Consider the following 23300-nt stretch of genomic DNA (forward strand, 5'->3'; position numbering starts at 1 on the left):
GCGCAAATCCCACAGGAATAATTGGCCCGAAACAAACGTAGGAGCGGCTTTAGCCGCGAAGCGCCGCGCGGGCGGCGCTCGATCTCACAGGCGCCATAAAAACCACGGCATGCACCTGTATGCCCTGATGCATAACCACGGCATGTACCTGTATGCCCTGATGCATAACCACGGCATGCACCTGTATGCCCTGATGCATAACCACGGAATGCACCTCTATGCCCTGATGGGTACCTCCCGGTATGCTCCTGTCGGCCTGATTCCAACCCCAGGGGATGCACCTGTCCGCCATGATGCCGATCCAGTACGTGCGCCCCCCACCAATTCCCTGACCTCCGGCAGATGAGCCCCCCGCGGTCCTATGGTAGAGTGGCGGCCTTTTTCCGAAGGGGCGTTTACTGTGTGGGAATTGGTCAAGTCCGGTGGTTGGATGATGCTGCCGATCATTCTGAGTTCCATCGCTGCCATGGCTATCGTCGTCGAGCGCCTGTGGACCCTGCGCGCCAGTCGCGTGACCCCGCCGCACCTGCTGGGCCAGGTATGGATGTGGATCAAGGACAAGCAACTGACCAGTGACAAGCTCAAGGCCCTACGCGCCGATTCGCCACTGGGCGAAATCCTTGCTGCAGGCCTGGCCAACTCGCGCCATGGCCGCGAAATCATGAAAGAGTGCATCGAGGAGGCCGCTTCGCGCGTCATCCACGAACTGGAGCGCTACATCAGCACCCTCGGCACCATCGCCGCCATGGCCCCGCTGCTGGGCCTGCTGGGCACCGTGCTGGGCATGATCGATATCTTCAGCGCCTTCATGGGCTCGCAGATGACCGCCAATGCCGCCGTGCTGGCCGGTGGTATTTCCAAGGCCCTGGTCACCACTGCGGCCGGCCTGATGGTCGGTATCCCGGCGGTGTTCTTCCACCGTTTCCTGCTGCGCCGCATCGATGAGCTGGTGGTGGGCATGGAGCAGGAGGCGATCAAACTGGTAGAAGTGATCCAGGGCGACCGTGAAGTGGAAGTGGCCGGAGGCAAGGCGTGAAGTTTCGGCGCAATCGCCAGCGGGAAAATGTCGACATCAACCTGGCGTCGCTGATCGATGTGGTGTTCGTCCTGCTGCTGTTTTTCGTGGTGACCACCACCTTCACCCGCGAAACCCAGCTGCGCGTGGAACTGCCCGAGGCCGCCAGCGCCGAACAGGCGCCGGCCGACCAGGGCAAGCTGGTGGAAATCACCATCAGCGCCGAAGGCGTGTACTCGGTGAACAACCACCTGCTGCCCAAGAGCGACCTGGCCACCCTGAGCGAAGCGATCGAGCGTGAGTCGGGCGGTGACAACAAGCTGCCGCTGGCCATCAGCGCCGACGGCAAGACCCCGCACCAGGCTGTGGTCACCGCGATGGATGCCGCCGGCAAGCTCGGTTTCAGCCAGTTGCGCATGACCACCGTCGAGGCGGCCCAGGGCACGCCTTGATGGCCTTCGCCGACCGCCTGCTCGCCGCCTGGTACACCGGGCACCCGGCACTGGCGCTGCTGCGCCCGCTAGAGGCGTTGTACCGCCGCGTGGTCACCCGCAAGCGGGCACGTTTTCTCAGCGGCGAAAGTGCCAGCTACCGGGCCCCGGTGCCGGTCATCGTGGTGGGCAACATCACCGTCGGTGGCACCGGCAAGACACCGATGATCCTCTGGCTGATCGAGCACTGCCGCCAGCAGGGGCTGAAGGTGGGCGTGGTCAGCCGTGGCTACGGCGCCAAGCCGCCGCAGCTGCCCTGGCGTGTACAGGCCGATCAAGCTGCCGAGCAGGCCGGCGATGAACCGCTGCTGATCGTGCAGCGCACCGGCGTGCCGCTGATGATCGACCCCGACCGCTCCCGTGCGGTGCAAGCGCTGCTGGCCAGCGAACCGCTCGACCTGATCCTGTGTGACGACGGCATGCAGCACTACCGCCTGGCCCGCGACCTGGAACTGGTGCTGATTGATGCCGCCCGTGGTCTGGGTAATGGCCGCTGCCTGCCTGCTGGCCCCCTGCGTGAGCCGGCCGAGCGCCTGCAGGGTGCCGACGCGGTGCTGTACAACGGCGCCGCTGCAGACCGCGCCGATGGCTTTGGCTTTTGCCTGCAGCCGTCCGCGCTGGTCAACCTGCGCAGTGGCGAGCGCCGCGCGCTTGACCATTTTCCGGCAGGCCAACGCCTGCACGCGGTGGCCGGTATCGGCAACCCGCAACGTTTCTTCAATACCCTGCTGGGGCTAAACTGGCAGCCGGTGCCGCACCCATTCGCCGACCATGCACAGTTCAGCGCCCAGAGCCTGGCCTTCAGCCCGCCGCTACCGCTGGTCATGACCGAGAAGGACGCGGTGAAATGCCGGGCCTTCGCCGCTGACGACTGGTGGTACCTGGCCGTCGAGGCGCAGCCCACGCAGGCTTTCAGCACCTGGTTCGACAACCAGTTGCAGCGCTTGCTGCGCAAGCCCTGAGCCCGTTTTCAATTTCCGGCCACCTGGCCTAAAGGAAGCCTCCAATGGACACCAAACTGCTCGATATCCTGGCCTGCCCAATCACCAAGGGCCCGCTCAAGCTCAGCGCCGACAAGACCGAGCTGATCAGCAAGGGCGCTGGCCTGGCCTACCCGATCCGCGATGGCATCCCGGTCATGCTGGAAAGCGAGGCACGCACCCTGACCGACGACGAGCGCCTGGACAAATGAGCCTGAACTACACCGTGGTAATTCCCGCCCGCCTGCGCTCCACGCGGCTGCCGGGCAAACCGCTGTTGCTGATTGCCGGCAAGCCGATGGTGCAGCATGTGTGGGAGCAGGCGCGCAAGAGCGCTGCCAGCCGTGTGGTCATTGCCACCGACGATGCCAGCATCTTCGAGGCTTGCCAGGCGTTTGGCGCTGAAGTGCTGATGACCCGTGTCGATCATGAGTCGGGCACTGACCGCCTGGCCGAAGTGGCTACGCAACTGGGCCTGCCTGCCGATGCCATCGTGGTCAACGTGCAGGGCGACGAGCCGCTGATTCCGCCGGTGATCATCGACCAGGTGGCCGCCAACCTGGCCGCCCACCCGGAGGCCGGTATCGCCACCTTGGCCGAGCCGGTTCATGAGCCGGAAACCGTGTTCAACCCCAATGCGGTCAAGGTTGTCAGTGACAAGAACGGCCTGGCCCTGACCTTCAGCCGAGCGCCGCTGCCGTGGGCCCGCGATACATTCGCCAAAAGCCGTGACCAGTTGCCACAGGGCGTGCCTTATCGCCGCCACATTGGCATGTACGCCTATCGCGTCGGCTTCCTCCATGATTTCGTCAGCTGGGGCCCGTGCTGGCTGGAGCAGGCCGAAGCGCTGGAGCAGTTGCGTGCCCTGTGGCACGGCGTGCGCATTCACGTCGAGGACGCCATCGAGGCACCTGCTGTGGGTGTGGACACCCCTGAAGACCTGGAGCGCGTACGGCGCTTGCTGGAGGCCTGATGCGCGTCCTGTTCGTGTGCCTGGGCAACATCTGCCGCTCGCCCACTGCCGAAGGCGTGCTGCGCCAGCAATTGCAGGCCGCCGGGCTTGCAGACAAGGTGCATGTAGCATCTGCTGGCACTGGTGACTGGCACGTCGGCAAGGCGCCCGACAGCCGTACCTGCGAGGCAGCGCTGGCGCGTGGTTACGACCTGTCGCAGCAACGTGCGCAGCAGGTCAAGGCGGCGCACTTTGCTGAATACGACCTGGTCCTGGCCATGGACGAAAGCAACCTGCGCGATCTGCGCGCGCTGCGCCCGCACACGGCGGCGGGCGAGCTGGACCTGTTCCTGCGCCGCTACGGTTCAGCGCTGGATGAAGTGCCAGACCCGTACTACGGCGGTGCCGACGGCTTCGAGCAGGTGCTGGACCTGGTCGAAGTGGCTTGCCAGGCGCTGGTGGTGGAAATCAAGGGGCGGCTATGACAGTGCAGTGGCAGGAGCAGGTATCGCTCAAGCCTTACAACACCTTTGGCATCGACGTGAAGGCGCGGTATTTCAGCCAGGCGCACGATGACCAGGAAGTGCGTCAGGCGCTGAGCCAGGCGCATCAACGCGATGTGCCTGTGCTGGTGATTGGTGGTGGCAGCAACCTGCTGCTGACCCGTGATATAGACGCATTGGTGCTGCACATGGCCAGCCGTGGCCGGCGTGTGCTTGGCGACGATGGCGAACGTATCGTGATCGAGGCCGAGGCTGGTGAACCATGGCACCCGTTCGTGCAGTGGACACTGGCGCAAGGCTACAGCGGGCTGGAGAACCTCAGCCTGATCCCGGGTACCGTGGGTGCTGCGCCTATGCAGAACGTGGGTGCCTATGGGGTGGAGATCAAAGACGTGTTCGCCGGCCTCACTGCACTGGACCGCGAGACCGGTGAGCTGCGCGAATTTGGTCTGGCGGACTGTGCCTTTGGTTATCGCGACAGCCTGTTCAAGCGCAACCCAGGGCGCTGGTTGATCCTGCGGGTGCGTTTTGCCTTGCATCGCACCTTGCAAGCGCACCTGGACTATGGCCCGGTACGTCAGCGTCTGGCAGAGCAGGGCGTGATCGAACCGACCGCGCAGGCGATCAGTGACGCAATTTGCAGCATTCGTCGCGAGAAGTTGCCTGACCCGGCTGAGTTGGGCAATGCCGGGAGTTTCTTCAAGAACCCGGTGGTGTCTGCTGAGTTGGTTGAGCGTATTCGTGCGCAGTATCCGGGCGTGGTGGCGTATCCCCAGGCTGACGGCCAGGTGAAACTGGCGGCGGGCTGGTTGATCGAGCAGGCGGGCTGGAAGGGCCATCGCGAAGGTGATGCCGGTGTGCATCTCTTGCAGTCGCTGGTGCTGGTCAACTACGGCCAGGCGAGCGGGGCGCAGATGCATGCGCTGGCGCGGCAGATCCAGGCGGATATCCTCGAGCGGTACGGGGTTGAGCTGGAGATGGAGCCCAACCTTTACTGATTCATTGCTGGTGCTGGCCCTTTCGCGGCTTAAGCCGCTCCTACAGGTTTGCACAAGGCTCAGGGGCTTTGCAGGCCTCTGTAGGAGCGGCTTTAGCCGCGAACACCGGCAAAGCCGGTGCCATCCAGCGCGTCGCTCGCGCCTACAGCAGTTTCTTCAGTTTCCGGGTCCACTCGAAGGTCGTGGGCTGCAATGCATCATCACCTTCCTTCACACCGTCGCGGTCCACGGCGTACGAGAAGATGCCTCCCTTGCTGCCTTGGCTTGGGTTCCAGCTGGCGTAGGCGTGGGCAGTGCTGTTTACAAAAGGGTCGCGCACATCGCCCCACTGTGGGCCACGCTCTTCATAGAACGAGAAGCCCACCAGAAACTTCGACGGGGCCAGGTAATCCTTGAACATCCGGTCGAAGTGGCCTTGCACACGGCTTGGTGACTGGCCATATGCCTGGAAAAGCACGTAGTCCAGTTGTTGCTCCAGCGCGCGAAGCAAGCTGACATCACCGTTCTCGTTGGTGTCGTAGATGAACAGGCGGCCTGGCCCCAGCAGCGCTTTCAGCTCTAGCGAAATCCCTTCTGCCTGCTTGCGCTGGGTGTCTGTCAGGGTGTGCTCGATATCGATATCGAGGCCATCCAGGCCTTTCGTGGAGCTGAAGAAGCGCTGGAAGATGTCCTTTGCTGTGGCGCCAGGCTTGATCAGCTCATCAATGGCCACGGTACGGACTACCTTGATCTGCTTGGCGTGCAAGGCGGGAATGATGCCTGACTCGAGTGCTTGCCAGTATTCGGTCGGCTCATTGCCGTCAGGGAAGACGAAGGCGATATCCACCTCTTCAGGCAGTTCGCGCATGGATACCTTGTTGTCCGGGTTACCGGTTGCAATATCGCGCCAGGAGCGGAAATAGCACGCCATGACGCCTGGTTCATTGTTCATTTATCTCTCCGGTGATTGATTGAGTGTGAATACAGCTCAACGCTATCAGCGGAGCGGCGCAGTGACTGCTGGCAGGTCTGCGAGGTATGTGTGGCTCGCCACTTTGAGGGGCCGAGTTGGCGCTGTGCCTGTGGGAGATCACCCAGCCCTTCAGGCTGCGCTGTCGCGCGGAGAACAGAGCCCGTTGTGGGAGCGGGCTTGTCCCGCGAAGCAGGCGACGCGGTGTATGGCACCGGCTTTGCCGGTGTTCGCGGCTAAAGCCGCTCCTACAAAGGGCGGAGCCAGCGCTGATGTAAAGTAGTGGCCAAGAAAAAGCCCCGCCAGTTCGCACTGGCGGGGCTTTTTCATTCAGCCTTGGCTATCAACCGTGATGAGGCTTGTGCTCATCGGCGGCTTCCAGGGCTGGCTCCTCGCTAGCAGCAGCTTCCTGCGCGGCTTTGGCGGCAGCCTCGGCCTCACGCTTGCGGCGGCGTACTTCACGCGGGTCGTTCGGCGCACGGCCGTTGGACAGCATGACAGTGGCAGGCTCTACTACGGCAGGGGCTTCCACTGGCGCAGGTTCGACCACCACTTCTGGCTGGGCTTCGACAACCGGAGCTGGCTGCTCGGCAACCGGGGCGACTTCGATCACGGCCGGGGCCTGTTCGATTTCGCCGGCTTCGACAGCTGGGGCTTCTACCGGGGCTTCAATAGCCACGGTCGGCTCCACTGCAGGTGCTTCTTCGACAACTGGCTGTGGAGCAACTTCGACCACTGGCTCGGCAGTTGTCTCGACCACGGCCACTGGCTCGCTGACCGGCTGCTCGATCACTGGGGCCACGGCCACTTCTTCAGCCTTGGCGACAGCTTCTGGCTGCTCAACCTGTTCAGCCTGCTCAACCGGCTGGGAGGCTTCGCTGTTGTCGGTTTCGGCAAGGGCAGCGACTTCAGCGGTTGCGCGCTCGGCCTGCTGGTTGGCCTGGGCTTCGGCGTCGCTGCTGATGTTGCTGGTAGCAACAGCGGCAGTCACCGCCAGGCCGGCGGCCAGTTCGGCACCCAGCTCGGTGGCCTGGTGCTGTTGTGGCTGCTCTTCGCTGCCTTCTTCTTCGCCGTCGATCAGCTCGCCATTGGCATTGCGCTGGCGCTCACGACGGTTGCTGCGGCGACGCTGGCCACGCGAGCGGCGGCGCGGACGCTCGCCATCAGCGCCTTCCTGCTCGTCCTGCAGCAGCTCTTCGTTCGGCAGTTGCTCTTCGGCCAGCTCGGCAGCTTGTTCGGCTGCTTCTTCGCCAACGCGTGGCTGGCGCTCTTCGCGTGGTGGGCGCGGGGCGCGTTCTTCACGTGGAGCACGTTCTTCACGAGGTGCGCGTTCTTCGCGTGGAGCACGCTCTTCACGAGGTGCGCGCTCTTCACGCGGAGCACGTTCTTCGCGAGGTGCGCGTTCTTCACGTGGTGCACGTTCTTCGCGAGGTGCGCGCTCTTCACGCGGTGCACGTTCTTCGCGTGGAGCACGTTCTTCACGGGCTACACGCTCTTCGCGTGGCTGGCGCTCTTCGCGTTCGGCGGGTGGGGTGGCGTCCAGCGGCTCGCGCAGTTCGCGCACGCGCTCTTCGCCACGGTTGCCGCGGCGGTCTTCGCGTGGCTGGCGTGGTGCGCGTTCTTCACGCGGTGCACGCTCTTCGCGTGGGGCGCGTTCTTCACGTGGCGCACGCTCTTCGCGCGGAGCACGTTCCTCGCGTGGCTGGCGCTCTTCGCGTGGGGTGCGCTCGGCACGCTCTTCGCGCGGCTTGCGCTCTTCATCGCGGCGGCCGTTGCGGTTGCGGCTTTGCTGGCGGCCGCTGCGGCGCTCTTCGTTACGCGGGCTGCGCTCGGCTGCAGGGCTTTCGGTGGCGGCGGCAACTGGCGCGGCAGCAGGTTCTTCCTTGCCGGCGAACAGGCTGACCAGCGACTTCACCAGGCCCTTGAACAGGCTTGGCTCAGGGGCGCTCGGGGCCGGGGCGACTGGCGCGGCAGGCTGCGGCTCTTCAGCGGCGGCCGGCACTGGCGCGTTGGCGCGGGCCGGGGCGGTCTTGACCGCGGCTTCCTGGCGAACCAGGGTGCGGGTGGCGGTCGGCTGCGGCGCCTCTTCGGCTTCGCTGGCGGCGATTTCGTAGCTGGACTGGTTGTTCAGCACTTCCGGGTTGTCGTCGCGCAGGCGCTGGACTTCGAAATGCGGGGTTTCCAGATGATCGTTCGGCAGGATGATGATGCGTGCGCGAGTGCGCAGTTCGATCTTGGTGATCGAGTTGCGCTTCTCGTTGAGCAGGAATGCGGCCACCGGGATCGGCACCTGGGCACGTACCTCGGCGGTGCGGTCCTTCAGGGCTTCTTCTTCGATCAGGCGCAGGATGGCCAGCGACAGCGACTCGACGTCACGGATGATGCCGGTGCCGGAGCAGCGTGGGCAGACGATGCCGCTGCTTTCGCCCAGCGACGGGCGCAGGCGCTGACGGGACATTTCCAGGAGGCCGAAGCGCGAAATGCGGCCAACCTGCACGCGGGCGCGGTCGGCTTCCAGGCATTCACGCACACGTTCTTCCACGGCGCGCTGGTTCTTCGCCGGGGTCATGTCGATGAAGTCGATGACGATCAGGCCGCCGATATCACGCAGGCGCAGCTGGCGGGCGATTTCCTCGGCCGCTTCCAGGTTGGTCTGCAGGGCGGTTTCTTCGATGTCGCTGCCTTTGGTGGCGCGTGCCGAGTTGATGTCGATGGACACCAGGGCTTCGGTCGGGTCGATCACGATCGAGCCGCCGGACGGCAGGTCGACCACGCGCTGGAAAGCGGTTTCGATCTGGCTTTCGATCTGGAAACGGTTGAACAGCGGCACGCTGTCTTCGTACAGCTTGACCTTGCTGGCGTACTGCGGCATCACCTGGCGGATGAAGGTCAGGGCTTCTTCCTGGGCATCGATGCTGTCGATCAGCACTTCGCCGATGTCCTGGCGCAGGTAGTCGCGGATGGCGCGGATGATGACGTTGCTTTCCTGGTAGATCAGGAATGGCGCAACGCGGTCCTGGGACGCTTCCTTGATGGCGGTCCACAGTTGCAGCAGGTAGTCGAGGTCCCACTGCATTTCTTCGCTGCTGCGGCCAAGGCCTGCAGTGCGCACGATCAGGCCCATGTCGCCCGGTACGGTCAGGCCGTTCAGGGCTTCGCGCAGTTCGTTACGCTCTTCGCCTTCGATGCGGCGGGAGATGCCACCGGCGCGCGGGTTGTTGGGCATCAGTACCAGGTAGCGGCCCGCCAGGCTGATGAAGGTGGTGAGGGCGGCGCCTTTGTTGCCGCGCTCTTCCTTCTCGACCTGGACGATGACTTCCTGGCCTTCGCTGAGCACTTCCTTGATGTTGACCCGGCCTTCAGGGGCTTTCTTGAAGTATTCGCGGGAGATTTCTTTCAGCGGCAGGAAGCCGTGACGTTCGGAGCCGAAGTCGACGAAGGCGGCTTCGAGGCTGGGTTCGATGCGGGTGATCTTGCCTTTGTAGATGTTGGCCTTTTTCTGCTCGCGCGCGCCAGACTCGATGTCCAGGTCGTAGAGACGTTGGCCGTCCACCAGGGCTACACGCAACTCTTCGGGTTGAGTCGCGTTAATCAGCATTCTTTTCATGTTGTACCGTCGGTTTCCGGGCTGCCGGAAACGGCGTTCGGCACACACGACGTCTCATGGTCGGTGCCAAGGTGCGCAAAGGGTGGCCGGGCCACCCCCGTGTCGAGCAACGTTCGGCACCAGCCGGTTGCCCAGCCTGCCGTTGTCGCGACGACGCGTCCTGTTTGCTGCGGTGCCAACAAGGCCCCGGTGGCTTCGAATGGGAATCCGAATCAACCAAGCGGGCCTGGTGCACTCAGTCAGGAGGAGGAATCAACCGTCAGCCGTGGACGCCCGGGGGCATCTGTTCAGGACCTTATCCGCTCGCCAGCCGTCAGTGGCTGGTGGCCGGACGCGGTGCTACACGGTCCGAGGGCTGTACGTCTCCACCCTGCACGTATCCCTGATAATTCGGGTGCTGCCGCGCGCTGAATCCGCAACGGGTTGCATTTTTCGCCAGCTTCAATATGGGAAGCTGACGCCATTACATGTCCAAGGCAGGTATTTCCGAAGCATTCGCCGTGCGTTGCGTGGAAGCGACGGGGCGGGCAGAGGTACAGCGAAAAGAATCGGGTAAGCAGGTGAAACACCGCACTTGTCGTTTTTTTCGGTCTTCTCTACACAGCGCTGGTGGCGATTCCAGGCAATTCGGTAAACTGGCGAAAACCCCGTAGGACGGCCTCGCGTCCTGGAGAATTGCGAAGGTCAGGGACCGGCAAAGAGCCTGGTGCCGCTGGCCTGCCGCTTTTGGCGGCGTTCGCGACTATAGCAGCAATGATTAAGTGCTTCAATTCCATAAAAAATTGTTATGATTCCCGCCATGACGACCAATACCCCTCCGACTTCCGGCGTTCAGCTGATCGAAGTCGCGCCGGAGCTTGCCGGCCAACGCATCGACAATTTCCTTATCACGGCCCTCAAGGGCGTGCCCAAGACCTTGGTCTACCGCATCCTGCGCAAGGGTGAGGTACGGGTCAACAAGGGCCGCGTCAAGCCGGAGTACAAGATCCAGGCCGGCGACATCGTGCGGGTACCGCCCGTGCGCCTGCCGGAACGTGACGAGCCGGCACCGGTGGCCCAAGGCCTGCTGCAGCGCCTTGAGGCGGCAATTGTCTACGAAGACAAGGCGCTGATCGTGATGAACAAGCCGGCCGGCATCGCCGTGCATGGCGGCAGCGGCCTGAGCTTTGGCGTGATCGAGGCGCTGCGCCAGCTGCGCCCGGACGCCAAGGAGCTGGAGCTGGTGCACCGCCTGGACCGCGACACCTCCGGCCTGCTGATGATCGCCAAGAAGCGCAGCATGCTGCGCCACCTGCACGCTGCCCTGCGTGGCGACGGGGTCGACAAGCGCTACATGGCGCTGGTGCGTGGCCACTGGCCAACCGCGAAGAAACAGGTCAATGCGCCGTTGCTCAAGAGCAACCTGCGTTCCGGCGAGCGCATGGTCGAAGTGAACGACGAGGGCAAAGAGGCGCTGACCCTGTTCCGCGTGCTGCGCCGCTTTGGCGACTTCGCCACCATTGTCGAGGCGCGCCCGATCACTGGCCGTACCCACCAGATCCGCGTGCACACCCTGCATGCCGGGCACATGATTGCCGGCGACAGCAAGTACGGCGACGAAGACTTCAGCCGTGAAATTCGCGAGCTGGGTGGCAAGCGCCTGTTCCTGCATGCCTATGCGCTGACTGTGCCGCTGCCGGACGGTGGCGAGCTGAAGCTTGAAGCGCCTGTGGATGAAGTCTGGGCGAAAACCATTGAGCGTTTGAGTGCGTCCTGACTTATGAAAAAAGGCTATGAGCTACTGATCTTCGACTGGGACGGCACCCTGGCCGATTCCATCGGGCGCATCGTCGAGGCCATGAACGCTGCCGCCGAGCGTGCTGGTGAAGCGCAAAGCAGCGACGACGCGGTCAAGGGCATCATCGGCCTGGCCCTTGGTGAAGCGATCCATACCCTTTACCCGCACCTGGCGCCTGCGCAGGTCGAAAGCTTCCGCCAGCACTACGCCGATATTTACATGGCGCTGGATCAGCAGCCCTCGCCGCTGTTTGACGGTGTGGTCGAGTCGCTGGATGCCTTCCGTGCCGAGGGTTATCGCCTGGCGGTGGCCACCGGCAAGGCCCGCCGCGGGCTGGACCGGGTGCTCAAGGCCAATGGCTGGGAGCAATTCTTCGACATCACCCGTGCCGCTGACGAGACCCGCGGCAAGCCGCACCCTCTGATGCTCGAGGAAATCCTCGGCCATTGCGGTGTCGAACCAGGGCGTGCGCTGATGGTTGGCGATTCGGCATTCGACTTGCAGATGGCCAGTAATGCCGGCATGCATTCGGTGGCCGTGGGCTATGGCGCCATGTCGCTGCAGGCGCTGGCCGAATTCGGCCCGCAGGTGTGCATCAATCATTTTTCCCAGCTGCGCGAGTGGCTGGGTGGTTCTGCAATTCCACTTCCAAGGTAGGTACGCATGGCAGACGAATGGAAAGCTCCCGAGGCCGAGCCCGAGGAGCGCGAAGAGCGCAAAAGCTGGAAGCTGCTGGAAAAGACCCTGCTGGCGAGCGTGCAGGAGCAGCGCCGGTCGCGGCGCTGGGGCATCTTCTTCAAGCTGCTGACCTTCGTCTACCTGTTCGGCCTGCTGGCGTTGTTTTCGCCGCTGATGGATATGGACAAGGCGGCCTCACGCAGTGCCAGCCATACCGCGCTGGTCGAGGTGCGCGGGGTGATTGCCGACCAGGAGGCTGCCAGCGCCGACAACATCGTCAAAAGCCTGCGCGACGCGTTCAAGGACAGCAAGACCAAGGCTGTGGTGATGCGCATCAACAGCCCGGGCGGCAGCCCGGTGCAGGCGGGGTACGTGTATGACGAAATTCGTCGCCTGCGTGCCGAGTATCCGGCCATCAAGCTGTATGCGGTAATCGCTGATCTTGGTGCTTCTGGTGCCTACTACATTGCCAGTGCAGCGGACGAGATTTATGCCGACAAGGCCAGCCTGGTGGGCTCGATTGGTGTGACGGCGGCTGGTTACGGCTTTGTCGGTGCCATGGAGAAGCTGGGGGTGGAGCGGCGTACCTACACCGCTGGCGAGCACAAGGCCTTCCTCGACCCGTTCTCGCCGCAAAAGCCGGAAGAGACCGAGTTCTGGCAGGGTGTGCTGAATACCACGCACCAGCAGTTCATCGCCATGGTCAAGCAGGGGCGGGGAGAGCGCCTGAAGGACAAGGAGCATCCAGAGCTGTTCAGTGGCCTGGTGTGGTCGGGTGAGCAGGCCGAAGAGCTGGGCCTGGTGGATGGGCTGGGCAGTGCCAGCTATGTGGCGCGTGAGATTGTTGGCGAGAAGGAGCTGGTGGATTTCACCGTGCAGGAATCGCCGTTTGATCGCTTCTCCAAGCGCGTAGGGGCCAGCGTGGCTGAGCGCCTGGCGATGTGGATGGGGTTTCAGGGGCCGCAGTTGCGCTGAGTTGAGTCGAGTTGCTGCAGGGTGCCTGTCTTGGGTTTTGTGTCGCCTGTGAGATCGAGCGCCGCCAGGTGTTCATCGAAACATTTTCAGCGCCTATGAGATCGAGCGCCGCCCGCGCGGCGCGGGGGGGGGGATGGGGGGGGGGAGGGTTTGTGGGGGGCGGGCGGGCCGGGGCGGGGGGGGGGCGGGGGCCGCCGGCGGGGCCCCGGCGGCCCGCCGGCCGGCACGCACAGCCGGTCCAGCACACCGGGCGCGGCGGCCAGCCGAGCCGACCGGACCGGCGCCCGCCCGCGGCGACGGCTCCAGACTCAGCGCGGGCGGCGGCGGCCATCCTCGTCGGCCGCCGCCGTCCGCGGCTGATACTTCCTGCGGCTCCCGCGCTGTGGTCCTGTGCTCATGGAAACGGCGTCAGCCGCGATGCTTTGGCGCCGTATCGCGCCGATCCGAGCCGAAAACCCCGGGGCTGAAACCCCTGCCGCCAGAGCTTGCGCCGGCGCTCTGAGGCGCTTTGCGCGAACCGCCGCCGGGCGCCCGGCTAGAATGGCCCGATTCGCCGCACGGTAGCGGCTCGCAGGAATCGCATGGCCATCCACAACTCGGTACTCGAACTCATCGGCAACACCCCGATCGTCAAAGCCCAGCGCCTGGACACCGGCGTGTGCGAGCTCTACCTCAAGCTCGAATCGCAGAACCCCGGCGGCTCGATCAAGGACCGTATCGGCCTGTCGATGATCGAAGCGGCCGAGAAGGCCGGCAAGATCAAGCCCGGCGACACCCTGGTCGAAGGCACCGCCGGCAACACCGGCATCGGCCTGGCCCTGGTCGCCCAGCAGAAGGGCTACAAGCTGCTGCTGGTGGTGCCGGACAAGATGAGCCGCGAGAAGATCTTCAACCTCAAGGCGATGGGCGCGCAGGTGGTGCTGACCCGTTCGGACGTGGCCAAGGGCCATCCGGACTACTACCAGGACCTGGCCGAACGCATCGCCCGCGAAACCCCGGGCGCCTATTTCATCAACCAGTTCGGCAATCCCGACAACCCGGCCGCGCACGAGTTCGGCACCGGCCCGGAGATTCTCGAACAGATGGGCGGGACGCTCGACGCGATCGTGTTCGGCTGCGGCAGCTCCGGCACCATGACCGGCCTGTCGCGCGCGTTCGCCAAGCACTCGCCGGACACCGAGCTGGTGCTGGCCGATCCGGTCGGTTCGATCCTGGAGGAGTACATCAACCGCGGCACGCTGTCGGACAAGTCGGCCAGCTGGATGGTCGAAGGCATCGGCGAGGATTTCCTGCCGCCGATCTCCGACTTCACCCGGGTCAAGAAGGCGTACGCGATCGCCGACAAGGAAAGCTTCCTGACCGCGCGCGAACTGCTGGAAAAAGAAGGCATTCTGGCCGGTTCCTCGACCGGCACGCTGCTCGCCGCGGCGCTGAAGTACTGCCGCGAACAGACCGAGCCGAAGAAGGTGCTGGTGTTCGTCTGCGACACCGGCAACAAGTACCTGTCGAAGATGTACAACGACTACTGGATGCTCGACAACGGCTTCATCCAGCGCGAACAGCACGGCGATCTGCGCGATCTGATCCTGCGCCCGTATTCGCAGCGCGATACCGTGGTGGTGGCGCCGGGCGATCTGCTGGTGACCGCGTATCAGCGCATGAAGCTGTACGACGTGTCGCAGCTGCCGGTGATGGACGGCGAGAAACTCGTCGGCATCGTCGACGAGAGCGATGTGCTGCTGCACGTGTACGGCGACGAATCGCGCTTCCGCGACCCGGTGTCGACCGCGATGGTCAGCAAGCTCGACACGATCCAGGTCGGCCAGCCGATCGAATCGCTGCTGCCGCTGTTCGACCGCGGCCATGTCGCCATCGTCGCCGACGGCGACAGGTTCCTCGGCCTGATCACCCGCATCGACCTGCTCAACTATCTGCGCCGCCGGGTGCAGTGACGCGTCGCGGCCGTCCGCTCGCGCGGGCGGCCAAGCGGGGCGGCGGCTCGCTGCGGCGTGCCGCCAGTTCGCATGTCGGTGCCCCGAGGCGCGTTCAGTGTGCCGTTCCTGAATTAGCGTTCAGCTTGGGCGCGCAAAATTCCGTGCGCGACGTCGCAAGGTCGGGCCGTTGACCGGTTTGCCTGCATTGCGCCTGAAGTCGTGCCGCGTGAACCGGGGGTGCTCACGGCGGCGATGTTAGAATTCGGGGTTACGTCCATCGGCCAATCGCGCGGCCGACCATACAGCGCACGGAACCGAATCGATGAGCCAACAGCAGCCGCAAGACGGAGCGCGCAAGCCCGGTCTGGGCACCCTCGCGATCCACGCCGGCCAGTCCCCGGACCCCAGCACCGGCGCGGTCATGCCGCCGATCTACGCGACCTCGACCTACGCCCAGAGCAGCCCCGGCCAGCACCAGGGCTTCGAGTATTCGCGCAGCCACAACCCGACCCGGTTCGCCTACGAGCGCTGCATCGCCGGCCTGGAAGGCGGCCGCCGCGGCTACGCCTTCGCCTCCGGCCTGGCGGCGACCTCGACAATCCTGGAAATGCTCGACGCCGGCAGCCACGTCATCGCCATGGACGACGTCTACGGCGGCACCTACCGCCTGTTCGAGCGCGTGCGCCGGCGCACCGCCGGGCTCGACTTCAGCTGGGTCGACCTCAGCGACGAGGCCAAGTTCGAAGCGGCGATCCGCCCCGAAACCAAGCTGGTGTGGATCGAGACGCCGACCAACCCGCTGCTCAAGCTCGTCGACGTCGCCCGCATCGCCGAAATCGCGCGCAAGCGCGGCCTGATCGTGGTGGTCGACAACACCTTTTCCTCGCCGATCCTGCAGCGCCCGCTGGAACTGGGCGCGCACATCGTCATGCACTCGGCGACCAAGTACCTCAACGGCCATTCCGACATCGTCGGCGGCATCGCTGTGGTCGGCGACGCGCCGGAACTGGAAGAACAGCTGACCTTCCTGCAGAACGCGGTCGGCGGCATCCAGGGCCCGTTCGACAGCTTCCTCGCCCTGCGCGGCCTGAAGACCCTGCACCTGCGCATGAAGGCGCACTGCGAGAACGCGCAGGCGCTGGCCGAGTGGCTGGAAACCCATCCGTCGGTGGAAAAGGTCCTGTATCCGGGCCTGAAGTCGCACCCGCAGCACGAACTGGCCAAGCGCCAGATGCACGGCTTCGGCGGCATGGTCAGCATCTACGTCAAGGGCGGCATGGACGGCGCGCGGCGGATGATGGAGCGCTGCCACCTGTTCACCATCGCCGAATCGCTCGGCGGCGTGGAGAGCCTGGTCAACCACCCCGCGGTGATGACCCACGCCTCGATTCCGCCGGACCGGCGCGCCGCGCTGGGCATCACCGACAACCTGGTGCGCCTGAGCGTGGGGGTGGAGGATGTGGCGGATTTGCGCGATGAGCTCGAGCGGGCGTTGGGTGCCTGAGAATGGCAGCTTCCGCTAAACCGCACGACGCCGGCACGACCGCGGGCGACGGCGCTTCCGCCCGGTCCGACGCCGGCATGCTGTTGCTCGGGTTGTCGGCCTGGGTGCGCCGGCAGGCCTGGTTGCGTACGGTGTACCGGCGATTTCCGCAGCGCCTGCGCGACAAGGTGTCGTTCGTGCTGGCCGCGCGCGCCAGCCGGCGCGCGCGTTTCGCGCGCACGCCGGCGTGGTCGCGGCCGCTGCCGGAGCAAGCCGCGATCGCGGCTCCCGTGGCGGCCCGCACCGATACGCCCGGGGTCAATATTTTCGCCTACCTGCGCGGCCAGTTCGGCTTGGCCGAAAGCGCGCGGATGTACGGCCGCGCCCTGATCGAGGCCGGCGTTCCGGTGGCGCTGCACGACATCGCCATCGAGCTGCCGCACGGTCTGGACGACCGCAGCCTGGATGCGCACATCGGCGACCAGGCCAACCACGCGATCAGCATCGTCTTCGTCAATCCCGATTATCTGGACGAGGCGCTGCGCCACATCGGCCAGGCCAAGCTCGAAGGGCGCTACCTGATCGCGTGCTGGTTCTGGGAACTGGAAGAAATTCCTTTGGACTGGTTGCCGGCGCTGGACCTGGTCGACGAGATTCTGGTCGCCACCGAGTTCGTCGAGCAGGCGTTCCGGCGCGCGACCGCCAAGCCGATCCTGCGCGTGCCGTTGCCGCTGTGCCCGGTGCCGGACAGCGGGCTCGGCCGCGAGGACTTCGGCCTGGCGCCGGACCGGTTCGTGTTCCTGGTCACCTTCGATTTCAATTCCTGGATCCACCGCAAGAATCCCTTCGCGGTGGTCGAAGCGTTCCAGCGCGCGTTCCCGCCCGGGCGCGAGGACGTGCAGCTGCTGCTCAAGTCCAGCAACGGCTACCGCCACCCCGACAACTTCCTCAGCCTGCTGGCGCTCGGCGCGCGCGATCCGCGCATCGTCGTGCGCGACGAGGTGATCGACCGCGCCCACGTGCATGCTTTGCAGCGCTGCGCCGACGCGTACGTGTCGCTGCACCGCGCCGAGGGCTTCGGGCTGGGCTTGGCCGAAAGCATGGCGCTGGGCAAGCCGGTGATCGGCACCGGTTGGTCCGGCAATCTGGAATTCATGAGCGCGCACGACAGCTGCCTGATCGATTACGGCTTCGTTCCGGTCGGCGAAGGCGAGTATCCGCATCCGCCCGGCGCGCGCTGGGCCCAGGCCGATGTGGAACACGCGGCCGCACACATGCGCCGGCTCGCCGACGACCGCGCCTACGCCGCCGAACTGGGCCAGCGCGCGCGCGAATCGGTGGCGCGCACGCTGGCGCCGGCCGCGGCCGCCGAAGCGATCGCGGCGCGGCTGCGCGAGATTTCCGCGATGCAGGCGCTCGGCGCCGTGCCGTCGCGGCCAGAAACCACGGGGAGTCCCTGAATCATGGTGGGTATGTTCGGCGCCGCCTGGCGCTACCGCGGCTTCATCGCCTCATCGGTGGTGAACGAGTTCAAGGCGCGGTTCTCGCGCAGCACCTTCGGCGCGCTGTGGATCATCCTGCAGCCGTTGGCGCAGGTCATCATCTTCGCGACGATCCTGTCCAACGTGCTGGCCGCGCGGCTGGAAGGCGTGGACAACAAGTACGCCTACGCCATCTATCTGATGTCCGGCATCCTGTGCTGGTCGCTGTTCGCCGAGATCGTGCAGCGCCTGCAGAACGTGTTCATCGACAACACCTCGCTGCTGAAGAAGATGCAGTTCCCGCGCATCGCCCTGCCGGTGATCTCGGTCGGCTCGTCGATGGTCAACAACATCGCCTTGCTGTGCGTGGTGATGATCATCCTGCCGATCCTGGGCGTTTATCCGAACCTGCATTACCTGTGGCTGCCGGTGTTGATCGCGCTGACCGTGGCCCTGGCCACCGGCGTGGGCCTGATCGTCGGCGTGCTCAACGTGTTCGTGCGCGACGTCGGCCATGTGATGGCGGTGGTGCTGCAATTCTGGTTCTGGGTCACGCCGATCATCTATCCGATCAAGATCGTGCCCGACGGCTTCAAGGCGTCGCTGGCCTTCAACCCGGTCGCGCCGCTGGCGATGGCCTATCACGACGTGATCGTCTACCAGCGCGCACCGCAGTACAGCCTGACGACGGTGTGGGTGACCGCGGCGGTGCTGTTGGCCATCGCGATGCTGCTGTTCCGCCGCGCCTCGGCGGAAATGGTGGACGTGCTATGACCGGGCCGGTGATGGTGGTGGAGGGCGTAGGCAAGTCCTACGTGGAATACGCCAGCGAACTGCAACGCTTCGCGCGCTGGTTCGGCGTGCCGGTGAAGCCGCGCGCCGAGCACTGGGTGATCCGCAACGTTTCCTTCAGCGTGCACCAGGGCGAATCGATCGGCATCGTCGGCCAGAACGGCGCGGGCAAGAGCACGCTGTTGAAGATGATCACCGGCACTTCCAAGCCGAGCGAGGGCCGGGTGTCCGTGCACGGCCGCGTGTCGGCGCTGCTGGAGCTGGGCTTGGGTTTCAGCGGCGAATTGACCGGGCGCCAGAACGTGATCCACGCCGCCGGCCTGATGGGCCTGCCGCAGGACCAGATCGAGGCCTTGCTGCCGCAGATCGAGGAGTTCGCCGAAATCGGCGAGTACTTCGACCAGCCGGTGCGCACCTATTCCAGCGGCATGCAGATGCGGGTGGCGTTTTCGGTGGCGACCGCGGTGCGCCCGGACGTGCTGATCGTCGACGAAGCGCTGTCGGTCGGCGACACCTATTTCGTCCACAAGTGCTTCAAGCGCATCCACGAGTTCCGCGACGCCGGCACCACCCTGCTGATCGTCTCGCACGACGCGGTGGCGATCCAGGCGCTGTGCGACCGCGCGATCCTGCTCGACGGCGGCAAGGCCGTGCTCGACAGCGATCCCTACGAGGTGTTCGATTACTACAACGCGCTGATCGCCAAGCGCGAGAACAGCACGGTCAAGACCGAGCAGGCCAAGGACGGCAAGGTCGCGACCGAGTCGGGCACCGGCGAAGCCGAGATCGTCGAACTGCAATTGCTGGACCAGAACGACGCGCCGGTCGAGTTCGTCGGCGTCGGCCAGCCGGTGACGCTGCGCGCGCGGGTGCGTGTGCACGGCGCGCTGGAGCGGTTGGTGTTCGGCTACATGATCCGCGACCGGCTCGGCCAGGCGATGTTCGGCACCAACACCCACCACACCGGGCAGGCGGACGAGCATTTGCCGGCCGGCAGCGAGGTCGAATACCGGGTCAGTTTTCCCGCCAACCTGGGCGTGGGGTCTTACTCGTTCTCCGTGGCCTTGACCGGCGGGGAGACCCATTTGCAGAAGAACTATCAGTGGCGCGATCTGGCGCTGGTGTTCACCGTGGCTAACCTGGACAAGACGATGTTCGTAGGCAACGCCTGGATTCCGCCGTCGATCGAAGTGCGCGCGTCCGCAGCGGCGAACGCGGAGGCGCAACGATGAGCCGGGAACTGGATCCGTTGGACGTCGACGCAGTGATGCGCGCCGCCGGCGAGCGCCTGCGCGAATCGATTCCGCTCGAGTCCGACGCCGCGGGCGACGCCGACGGCGCGGTCGAGCGCATGCGCGAGCGCATCGGCCGCATCTTCGCCGGCAGCCAGCCCGGCGCGGCGCCCGGACTGCAGCGTTGGCGCTCGAGCACCTACTCGGTGCCGGTCAAGCGCGAGTACGTGCTGAGCGAACTGCTCGGTCCGTCCGACGCGAGCTTCGTCGAAATGGCCTACCGGGTGGTGTTGCGGCGCGATCCGGATCCGGACGGCTTCAATTACTTCCTGCACGAACTGCGCTCCGGGCATACCACCAAGGTGGAAGTGCTGGCGCAGCTGCGCTGGTCGCCGGAAGGCATGTCCAAGCAGGTGCACATCGACGGCTTGTTGCTGCCGTACAAGTTGCAGCAGTGGAAGCGCAAGCCGCTGATCGGCCATGTGCTGTCCTGGCTGCACGGCGTCGCCCGGCTGGGCGCGATGTTCGACCGCCAGTACACGATGGAAGCGACCCAGGCGCGCGAAGCCCACGAGCTCGGCCGCCACGTCAACCAGATGATGGACGAGATGGGCGAGCTGCGCGGGCAGAACGCGGGGCTGTCGCGCGAGGTCTCGCGGATGATGTCGGCGTTCGAGCGCCTGCACCAGGACGAGCTCGAACGCGAGCGCGAGCGCGAACGGCTGGCCCTCGAGGCCGAACGCGAACGCGAACGGCTGGCCCTCGAGGCCGAACGCGAACGCGAACGGCTGACCCTCGAGGCCGAACGCGAACGCGCCAAGATGGACAAGCTGTACGCCGATTTCGAGGACGAGTATCGCGGCTCGCGCGAACTGGTGCGCTTGCGCGTGGAGCCTTACCTGGAATGGATCCGCGAAGCCGGCGCCGGCGTTCCCGGCGCGCCGGTGATCGACATCGGCTGCGGCCGCGGCGAATGGCTGGAGCTGCTCGCCGAGCACGGCCTGGAGGCCAGCGGCATCGATCTCAACCACGATTTCGCGCTCAGTTGCGCGGGCACCGGATTGAAGGTGGTCGAAGGCGACGCGGTGCAGGTCTTGCGCAGCATGCCGGAAGCCTCGGCCGGCGCCATCACGTCGATGCATCTGGTCGAGCACCTGCCGTTCGAGCAGGTGGTGGCGCTGATCGACGAAGCCCTGCGCGTGCTGCGCCCCGGCGGCTTGTTGCTGCTGGAGACCCCGAACCCCGAGAACATCATGGTCGGCTCGCATTACTTCTACATGGATCCGACCCATCGCAACCCGCTGCCGCCGAGCATGTTGCGCTGGACGGTGGAGAACCGCGGTTTCGCCGGTTCGCGGATCGAACGGCTGAGCGCGCACCGCGAGCTCAATGCGCCGCCGCTGCTGCCGCCCGAAGTGCCCGGCGCCAAGTCGATCAACGACATGCTGTGGACCATGCATGTCGCGCCCGACTACGCCATTTTGGCGAAGCGTCCGTGAGCGCGGCCGCTACCGCGAACGCGCCGCGCCGCCTGTTGGTGACCGGCGGCACCGGCTTCGTCGGCCGCTACGTCGAGGCGGCGGTGCGCGCCGGCGATTTCGGCGATTACGAATTCCACACGCCCGACCACGGCTGGGACATCCGCAATGCGGACGCGGTCGCGGCCGTCGTCGCGCAGGCGCGTCCGGACGCGGTCCTGCACCTGGCGGCGCAAAGCTTCGTGCCGCGTTCCTTCGAGGATCCGCGCGAAACCTTCGAGATCAACACGCTCGGCACCTTGAACCTGTTGCAGGCGCTCAAGGGCGCGCGGTTCGCCGGGCGCTTCCTGTTCGTCAGCTCCGGCGACGTCTACGGCCAGGTGGCCGAGGCGGAAATGCCGGTGACCGAGCGGCTGATGCCGGCCCCGCGCAACCCTTATGCGGTCAGCAAGCTGGCGGCCGAGCAGCTGTGCCTGCAGTGGCAGCGCAGCGAGGGGCTCGATGCGATCGTGCTGCGTCCGTTCAATCACGTCGGCCCCGGGCAGGGACGGCAGTTCGTGTTGCCCGCGCTGGCCAGCCAGGTGGTGGCGATCGCGCAAGGGCGGCAGGCGCCGGTGATCGAGGCCGGGGACATCGACACGACGCGCGACTTCACCGATGTGCGCGACATCGTCGCCGCCTATGCCGCCGCATTGCGCGACGGTATCGGCGGCGGCTTGTACCTGGTGGCTTCGGGCGTCGAGCGCAAAGTGCGCGACCTGCTCGAGGCCATGTGCCGGATCGAAGGCGTTCACGCCGAAATCCGTCAGGATCCGGCCAAATTGCGCCGGGCCGAGCAACGGCGGATGGTGGGGTCCTCGCAAGCCTTGCGCGATGCGACCGGATGGGCCCCGCGCATACCGATGGACCAGACCTTGCAAGACATTCTAATCGACCAGCGGAATCACTCATGAGCAACAAGAACGCATTGATCACGGGCATCACCGGCCAGGACGGCGCCTATCTTTCGCAACTGCTGCTGTCCAAGGGCTACGGGGTGTTCGGCATCCTGGCGCGCCGCAGCAGCGACACGCTGTGGCGCCTGCGCGAGTTGGGCATCGCCGATCAGGTGACGTTGCTCGACGGCGACCTGACCGATCTGTCGTCGCTGATCCGGGCGATGGAAACCTCCAAGGCCGACGAGGTCTACAACCTCGGCGCGCAGAGCTTCGTCGGTTCGTCCTGGCAGCAGCCGCTGCTGACCGCTCAGGTCGACGGCGTCGGCGCGCTCAACGTGCTCGAGGCGGTGCGCATCGTCAATCCGAAGGCGCGTTTCTACCAGGCTTCGACCAGCGAGATGTTCGGCCTGATCCAGGCCGAGATGCAGGACGAGACCACGCCGTTCTATCCGCGCAGCCCCTACGGCGTGGCCAAGATGATGGCGCACTGGGGCACGGTGAACTACCGCGAGAGCTTCGGCCTGCACGCCTCCAGCGGCATCTTGTTCAACCACGAGTCGCCGCTGCGCGGCATCGAGTTCGTGACCCGCAAGGTCACCGACGCGGTCGCCCGCATCAAGCTGGGCCAGCAGTCCGAATTGCGCCTGGGCAACATCGACGCCAAGCGCGACTGGGGCTTCGCCGGCGACTACGTCGAAGCGATGTGGCTGATGACGCAGCAGGAAAGCGGCGGCGATTACGTCGTGGCCACCGGCGAGACCACCACCGTGCGCGACATGTGCAAGATCGCGTTCGGCCACGTCGGCCTGAACATGGACGACCACCTGGTCATCGACGAGAAGTTCTTCCGTCCCGCCGAAGTCGATGTCCTGCTCGGCAACCCGGCCAAGGCCAAGGCGAAGCTGGGCTGGTCGCCCAAGACCTCGTTGCAGCAGCTCATCACGATGATGGTCGACGCCGACATGCGTCGTCTGAGCTCGCGCTAAACCCGCAGTGCCGCCGGCCCTGGAACGGGCCGGCAGAAGTACAAGGATCCG

Annotated in this window: 20 protein-coding genes and 1 pseudogene; 19 read left to right on the forward strand and 2 right to left on the reverse strand. The window is 65.4% G+C overall.

The window, feature by feature from the left end:
* The 8 genes and pseudogenes from ACIP1G_RS29510 to murB all read left to right on the forward strand — a co-directional run.
* Positions 1 to 346 (forward strand): annotated as a pseudogene (locus ACIP1G_RS29510) (hypothetical protein); the annotation flags it as partial.
* A 54-nt stretch (positions 347 to 400) separates the two neighbouring features.
* Entirely contained in the window at positions 401 to 1036 is a 636-nt protein-coding gene (locus tag ACIP1G_RS29515; protein ID WP_016391244.1) for a MotA/TolQ/ExbB proton channel family protein, read from the forward strand.
* A complete protein-coding gene (locus ACIP1G_RS29520; protein WP_012271149.1) occupies positions 1033 to 1467 on the forward strand; it encodes a biopolymer transporter ExbD in 435 nt (144 codons plus the stop codon). The genes ACIP1G_RS29515 and ACIP1G_RS29520 overlap by 4 nt, the downstream gene beginning before the upstream one ends.
* Entirely contained in the window at positions 1467 to 2468 is a 1002-nt protein-coding gene (gene lpxK / locus ACIP1G_RS29525) for a tetraacyldisaccharide 4'-kinase (protein WP_400743631.1), read from the forward strand. The genes ACIP1G_RS29520 and lpxK overlap by 1 nt, the downstream gene beginning before the upstream one ends.
* Positions 2469 to 2512: 44 nt before the next feature.
* Positions 2513 to 2698 carry a Trm112 family protein gene (locus tag ACIP1G_RS29530; RefSeq protein ID WP_003247142.1) on the forward strand — a complete coding sequence of 62 codons (186 nt, stop codon included), beginning with the start codon at positions 2513 to 2515 and terminating at the stop codon, positions 2696 to 2698.
* Positions 2695 to 3459, forward strand: coding sequence for a 3-deoxy-manno-octulosonate cytidylyltransferase (gene kdsB, locus ACIP1G_RS29535; protein WP_400743634.1), 765 nt, complete (start codon positions 2695 to 2697; stop codon positions 3457 to 3459). Before ACIP1G_RS29530 ends, kdsB begins: the two co-directional genes overlap by 4 nt.
* A complete protein-coding gene (locus tag ACIP1G_RS29540) occupies positions 3459 to 3923 on the forward strand; it encodes a low molecular weight protein-tyrosine-phosphatase (protein WP_400743636.1) in 465 nt (154 codons plus the stop codon). The genes kdsB and ACIP1G_RS29540 overlap by 1 nt, the downstream gene beginning before the upstream one ends.
* Positions 3920 to 4939, forward strand: a complete 1020-nt coding sequence (murB, locus tag ACIP1G_RS29545) for a UDP-N-acetylmuramate dehydrogenase (RefSeq protein ID WP_400743639.1) — start codon at positions 3920 to 3922, stop codon at positions 4937 to 4939. The genes ACIP1G_RS29540 and murB overlap by 4 nt, the downstream gene beginning before the upstream one ends.
* Before the next feature lie 142 nt (positions 4940 to 5081).
* Here the strand turns inward: murB and ACIP1G_RS29550 are convergent, their stop codons facing one another.
* Both ACIP1G_RS29550 and rne read right to left on the reverse strand, forming a co-directional pair.
* Positions 5082 to 5870, reverse strand: a complete 789-nt coding sequence (locus tag ACIP1G_RS29550) for a hypothetical protein (protein WP_400743642.1) — start codon at positions 5868 to 5870, stop codon at positions 5082 to 5084.
* Between the two features lie 361 nt (positions 5871 to 6231).
* Positions 6232 to 9495: a ribonuclease E gene (rne, locus tag ACIP1G_RS29555; protein WP_400743645.1), complete on the reverse strand. Its 3264-nt coding sequence runs from the start codon at positions 9493 to 9495 to the stop codon at positions 6232 to 6234.
* A 799-nt stretch (positions 9496 to 10294) separates the two neighbouring features.
* Here rne and rluC point away from each other — a divergent pair.
* The 11 genes from rluC (at position 10295) to gmd (ending at position 23249) form a co-directional block, all read left to right on the forward strand.
* The gene (gene rluC / locus ACIP1G_RS29560) at positions 10295 to 11251 is read left to right on the forward strand and encodes a 23S rRNA pseudouridine(955/2504/2580) synthase RluC (RefSeq protein ID WP_400743647.1); all 957 of its coding nucleotides are present in this window, start codon (positions 10295 to 10297) and stop codon (positions 11249 to 11251) included.
* Positions 11252 to 11254: 3 nt separating this feature from the next.
* Positions 11255 to 11929, forward strand: a complete 675-nt coding sequence (locus ACIP1G_RS29565; RefSeq protein ID WP_400743650.1) for an HAD family hydrolase — start codon at positions 11255 to 11257, stop codon at positions 11927 to 11929.
* A gap of 6 nt (positions 11930 to 11935) precedes the next feature.
* Entirely contained in the window at positions 11936 to 12925 is a 990-nt protein-coding gene (locus ACIP1G_RS29570) for a S49 family peptidase (protein ID WP_400743654.1), read from the forward strand.
* A 581-nt stretch (positions 12926 to 13506) separates the two neighbouring features.
* Positions 13507 to 14877, forward strand: a complete 1371-nt coding sequence (locus tag ACIP1G_RS29575) for a pyridoxal-phosphate dependent enzyme (protein ID WP_400743657.1) — start codon at positions 13507 to 13509, stop codon at positions 14875 to 14877.
* A gap of 304 nt (positions 14878 to 15181) precedes the next feature.
* The gene (locus tag ACIP1G_RS29580) at positions 15182 to 16363 is read left to right on the forward strand and encodes a cystathionine gamma-synthase (protein ID WP_400743660.1); all 1182 of its coding nucleotides are present in this window, start codon (positions 15182 to 15184) and stop codon (positions 16361 to 16363) included.
* A gap of 2 nt (positions 16364 to 16365) precedes the next feature.
* Complete coding sequence (locus ACIP1G_RS29585) at positions 16366 to 17802, forward strand: glycosyltransferase family 4 protein (RefSeq protein WP_400743663.1); 1437 nt, start codon at positions 16366 to 16368, stop codon at positions 17800 to 17802.
* A 3-nt stretch (positions 17803 to 17805) separates the two neighbouring features.
* Complete coding sequence (locus ACIP1G_RS29590) at positions 17806 to 18597, forward strand: ABC transporter permease (protein WP_400743665.1); 792 nt, start codon at positions 17806 to 17808, stop codon at positions 18595 to 18597.
* A complete protein-coding gene (locus tag ACIP1G_RS29595) occupies positions 18594 to 19847 on the forward strand; it encodes an ABC transporter ATP-binding protein (RefSeq protein ID WP_400743666.1) in 1254 nt (417 codons plus the stop codon). Before ACIP1G_RS29590 ends, ACIP1G_RS29595 begins: the two co-directional genes overlap by 4 nt.
* Entirely contained in the window at positions 19844 to 21346 is a 1503-nt protein-coding gene (locus ACIP1G_RS29600; RefSeq protein WP_400743669.1) for a methyltransferase domain-containing protein, read from the forward strand. Before ACIP1G_RS29595 ends, ACIP1G_RS29600 begins: the two co-directional genes overlap by 4 nt.
* Positions 21343 to 22278, forward strand: a complete 936-nt coding sequence (locus tag ACIP1G_RS29605; protein ID WP_400743672.1) for a GDP-mannose 4,6-dehydratase — start codon at positions 21343 to 21345, stop codon at positions 22276 to 22278. The genes ACIP1G_RS29600 and ACIP1G_RS29605 overlap by 4 nt, the downstream gene beginning before the upstream one ends.
* Entirely contained in the window at positions 22275 to 23249 is a 975-nt protein-coding gene (gmd, locus tag ACIP1G_RS29610) for a GDP-mannose 4,6-dehydratase (protein ID WP_400743675.1), read from the forward strand. Before ACIP1G_RS29605 ends, gmd begins: the two co-directional genes overlap by 4 nt.
* Positions 23250 to 23300: the final 51 nt, after the last annotated feature.

This window comes from Pseudomonas sp. NPDC089392 (assembly GCF_044749595.1).
Classification (GTDB): domain Bacteria; phylum Pseudomonadota; class Gammaproteobacteria; order Pseudomonadales; family Pseudomonadaceae; genus Aquipseudomonas.

Coding starts and splice junctions, on each gene's coding strand:
- ACIP1G_RS29580 (WP_400743660.1), top strand. CDS start 15,182: ATGAGCCAACAGCAGCCGCAAGACGGAGCGCGCAAGCCCGGTCTGGGC.
- ACIP1G_RS29600 (WP_400743669.1), top strand. CDS start 19,844: ATGAGCCGGGAACTGGATCCGTTGGACGTCGACGCAGTGATGCGCGCC.
- ACIP1G_RS29530 (WP_003247142.1), top strand. CDS start 2,513: ATGGACACCAAACTGCTCGATATCCTGGCCTGCCCAATCACCAAGGGC.
- ACIP1G_RS29570 (WP_400743654.1), top strand. CDS start 11,936: ATGGCAGACGAATGGAAAGCTCCCGAGGCCGAGCCCGAGGAGCGCGAA.
- murB (WP_400743639.1), top strand. CDS start 3,920: ATGACAGTGCAGTGGCAGGAGCAGGTATCGCTCAAGCCTTACAACACC.
- ACIP1G_RS29590 (WP_400743665.1), top strand. CDS start 17,806: ATGGTGGGTATGTTCGGCGCCGCCTGGCGCTACCGCGGCTTCATCGCC.
- kdsB (WP_400743634.1), top strand. CDS start 2,695: ATGAGCCTGAACTACACCGTGGTAATTCCCGCCCGCCTGCGCTCCACG.
- ACIP1G_RS29565 (WP_400743650.1), top strand. CDS start 11,255: ATGAAAAAAGGCTATGAGCTACTGATCTTCGACTGGGACGGCACCCTG.
- ACIP1G_RS29575 (WP_400743657.1), top strand. CDS start 13,507: ATGGCCATCCACAACTCGGTACTCGAACTCATCGGCAACACCCCGATC.
- rluC (WP_400743647.1), top strand. CDS start 10,295: ATGACGACCAATACCCCTCCGACTTCCGGCGTTCAGCTGATCGAAGTC.
- ACIP1G_RS29595 (WP_400743666.1), top strand. CDS start 18,594: ATGACCGGGCCGGTGATGGTGGTGGAGGGCGTAGGCAAGTCCTACGTG.
- gmd (WP_400743675.1), top strand. CDS start 22,275: ATGAGCAACAAGAACGCATTGATCACGGGCATCACCGGCCAGGACGGC.
- ACIP1G_RS29540 (WP_400743636.1), top strand. CDS start 3,459: ATGCGCGTCCTGTTCGTGTGCCTGGGCAACATCTGCCGCTCGCCCACT.
- lpxK (WP_400743631.1), top strand. CDS start 1,467: ATGGCCTTCGCCGACCGCCTGCTCGCCGCCTGGTACACCGGGCACCCG.
- ACIP1G_RS29585 (WP_400743663.1), top strand. CDS start 16,366: ATGGCAGCTTCCGCTAAACCGCACGACGCCGGCACGACCGCGGGCGAC.
- ACIP1G_RS29550 (WP_400743642.1), bottom strand. CDS start 5,870: ATGAACAATGAACCAGGCGTCATGGCGTGCTATTTCCGCTCCTGGCGC.
- rne (WP_400743645.1), bottom strand. CDS start 9,495: ATGAAAAGAATGCTGATTAACGCGACTCAACCCGAAGAGTTGCGTGTA.